This is a genomic window from Phocaeicola sp., from assembly GCF_048170425.1.
Lineage (GTDB): Bacteria > Bacteroidota > Bacteroidia > Bacteroidales > Bacteroidaceae > Phocaeicola.
On sequence record NZ_DBEXBB010000026.1, the window covers coordinates 1 to 3,378 of the forward strand.

The window sequence follows — 3,378 nt, forward strand, 5'->3', positions numbered from 1 at the left end:
AGCTTTTTCATTTTTATCTCTAAGTTTGTACTATGTTTATAAAGAAAGTCAGTCAGTTTATAGAAGAAAAGCACTTGTTTGTCTTCGGCGACAAAGTGCTGGTGGCATTGAGCGGTGGGGCCGACTCTGTGGCTCTGTTGCGGGTGCTTCTGCGTTTGGGCTATGCATGCGAGGCGGCTCATTGTAACTTTCATCTCCGGGGAGAAGAATCGGTGCGTGATGAGCGTTTTGTGCGGGCTTTAGCTGAAAGGTTAGGAGTGCTTTTGCATGTGATTCATTTTGATACAAACGCTTATGCTGCTTCTCATAATGTGTCGGTCGAGATGGCAGCCCGTGAGTTACGTTATGACTGGTTCACAAAATTGCGCCAGGAATGCGGAGCGAAGGTGGTGGCGGTGGCTCACCACCGTGATGACAGTGTGGAAACGTTTCTGCTCAACCTGGTGCGGGGAACAGGCATCAACGGTTTGCAGGGTATCCGTCCGGTGAATGGAGATGTGGTGCGCCCGTTGCTGTGTGTGAGTCGTGCGGAGATTTTGGACTATCTTTCTTCGTTGGGACAGGGTTATGTGACAGACAGCACCAACCTGCAGGATGAATTTGTGCGCAACAAGCTTCGTTTGAATGTGATTCCGATGCTGGAGACCATCAATCCGTCAGTGAGTGACACGATTGCGGAAACCGCACGCAGGTTGTCAGATGTGGCACAGGTGTATCAGGAAGCCATACGGACGGCTAAGCAACGGGTGATGCCTGATGGGGAAACCATTGATATTCCTGCTTTGTGCAGGGAGCCGGGCGCACAGAATCTGCTTTTTGAACTGCTATATCCGTTGGGGTTCAATGCGGCACAAGTGAATGACGTGTTCCGTGCATTGCATGGAGAACCAGGTCGAATGTTTTATAGTCGTGAATGGACTTTATTGATTGATCGTAACCGGTTGATACGTCGTCCGTCGGGAGAGGTGGAACCTCAGCCTGAGTTATGTCTGGAACGGATGGAAGTAAATCCTCCTTTTTCTGTTCCTCATAATAATAAAGAAGCTTATGTGGATGCAGAGAAAGTGCAAGGTGAGCTGACTTTACGCAAATGGCAGTCAGGAGATAAGTTTATTCCGTTTGGGATGAAAGGCTTTAAATCTGTTCGTAATTATTTGCGTGACAAAAAGTTCTCTCGTTTTGAAAAAGAACGCCAGTGGGTGGTGTGTGATGGCGACCGTATCGTGTGGCTTGTGAATGAACGGTTGGATAATCGCTTCAGAGTAACGGCAGAGACGAGGTTTGTTATAAATCTGAAGCTAAAGTTTGTATAATTACGTTATCCATAGTTTTTTGTATTAAAAGATGCAAAAAAAGAGATGGCAAAGTTATCACATTGAGGGAATTGTATTTACTTTGAATACGTTTAATTTAAATTATAGTCAGAATTATGAACGAATTAATTGCAAAAATCAAAGAATTGAATGCTGCTTTGGTTGCAGATGCTGAATTACAGGCAGAAAAAGGTAACAAAGCTGCAGGAACTCGTGCCCGTAAGGCATCCTTGGAGTTGGAAAAAGTTTTGAAAGAATTTAGAAAAGTATCTCTGGAAGAGTCAAAAAAATAAATAGTTTCAAGACGGACTCGTGTCTGAGGGAGAGAGCTTATAGCTTATGTGGTAATATGCATGCTATAATCTCTCTTTTGTTTTTTTATCACACGGTGGGGTGATTATTAAAGGGGAACTTCGTACTTTTGTGTAAACCTGTACGAACGTGTTTATGAAGGAATTTTGGAAGATTGGACTGGTGTGTGTGGCGTGTGCTGTGTGCAGCATGCTGTGGCTTTCGTGCCGACGTCCGGTACATCAGAGGGTGTACGCACAGGTGGATTCATTGAACCGTGTGGCGTATGAAGCACGTTACAAGGATCTTTCTTTATCGTCTAAGGCCGCTACAGAAGCTTGGACATTATCTGAAGGATATGCATCGGGCAGAGCGGAGGCATTGAACAATATGGGCTTCTGTGCATTTATGCGGATGGATTTTGAGCATGCGGCTCGTTTGTTCCGAAAGGCTTCGGAAACCAGCAGCAACGAGATTGAGCGGTTAGTGGCCGATGTGGGGATGATGAAAATCTGTCAGCGCACTTCCATGAACAAGGAGTTCTACGATTATCATAATAGTGCATTGCAACGCATCCGGCGTCTTGACGAGGATCGTTCCTCGCTTGAAAAGAACGGGCTGGAAGGGCGGTTGAATTATGCGCTTTCGGAGTTTTATATCGTATCGGGAATTTATTATTATTATTTGCAGCAAGACAAAGAGTCCATGCAGGCTATCAATGCTGTGCCGGAGGAGGCTTTGAAGAATGATACTGCACAATGGCTGTACTATGCTTATATGCGTGGATCGGGTGGTATGTACGAGGCCCCCACGCGTGAAGAAGTAGCTATTGGAGAATTTGGGTATCTGGTGCAATGTCTGCAGGTGGCTCAGCTCGGGGAGTATACTTATTTTGAGGCCAATGCGCTTCAGGCTATGGCTGAGTTGCTAGTGTTCCGTAGTAATCGTTTGTTGTTGAGTGAGAAAAGGGCGGGAATGCTTCGTCTGGTCAATCCGGACAACTTACCGGTAGACAGCCTGCCGCTGGTCTTTGCCAAGGATGCGTTGAGTCTGTTCAAGCGTTATGGTGACTGGTATCAGATATCGGGTACTTATCGTACCATTGCGACGTTCTATAATTATACGGGACAGCCTGAAAAGGCATTGGTTAATCTGAAGAAGGCTTTGAATTATGTCAATCTGCATCACGAGAAATATTACCATTGTAAGGATTCGCTCGACCGTTTGCAGGCATATCTGCCAGGAGACGGCACTTCCATCGAATTGAAATGGATTAATGACGAGGGTATCAATACGGTGCCCGAATGGATAGCCCGGTTACGGGAACAGCTGAGTCGTACGTATTCTGCTATGGGATGCAAGGCGGAATCGGATTATAACCGCAATGTGTATCTGGATATTTTGGACTATACTCGCCAGGATAAGGAATTGGAAAGCCGTTTTCTGGCATTGGAAAAGGAAACCGGACAGTTGAATGTGCTGCTGTGGCTTGTGGTGGCAGGTTTCTTGGTATTAGTCGTATTATTTATCTGGCTGAACCGTTCCTGGAGGGTGAAGAATACGATGTATCTCACTGAACTCAAGCGCATTTTAGGGCTTTGTCAGCAGATTACGGGAGCGGTACCTGTTTCGGCAACCAGCCGGGAAGAGGTAGCCGATGCGGTAATGAAGGTGATGAAACCAGAACTGGCAGAATTGTTTGGTGTGCGTGATGTGTGCATTACATTCTGCGATGAGGAAGAGGTGGAAGAAGAAAATGTGGAATTGCATGAAG

At 46.0% G+C, this 3,378-nt stretch carries 3 protein-coding genes; all 3 read left to right on the plus strand.

All coding sequences use genetic code 11. The annotated features are described in order from the left end of the window. The first annotated feature begins 32 nt into the window (after positions 1–32). A complete protein-coding gene (gene tilS / locus ACMJ0U_RS01060; protein ID WP_417127583.1) occupies positions 33–1,313 on the plus strand; it encodes a tRNA lysidine(34) synthetase TilS in 1,281 nt (426 codons plus the stop codon). 116 nt (positions 1,314–1,429) lie between these two features. Continuing rightward, on the plus strand, positions 1,430–1,606 hold the full coding sequence (locus ACMJ0U_RS01065; protein WP_007561922.1) for a histone H1: 177 nt from the start codon (positions 1,430–1,432) through the stop codon (positions 1,604–1,606). 154 nt (positions 1,607–1,760) lie between these two features. Next, positions 1,761–3,378: DUF5112 domain-containing protein (locus ACMJ0U_RS01070; protein ID WP_417127585.1), on the plus strand; the 1,618-nt coding region annotated here is incomplete at its 3' end.

Bases quoted from the DNA above. Each gene is read 5' to 3' on its own strand.
- tilS (WP_417127583.1), top strand. From the start codon at position 33: ATGTTTATAAAGAAAGTCAGTCAGTTTATAGAAGAAAAGCACTTGTTT.
- ACMJ0U_RS01065 (WP_007561922.1), top strand. From the start codon at position 1,430: ATGAACGAATTAATTGCAAAAATCAAAGAATTGAATGCTGCTTTGGTT.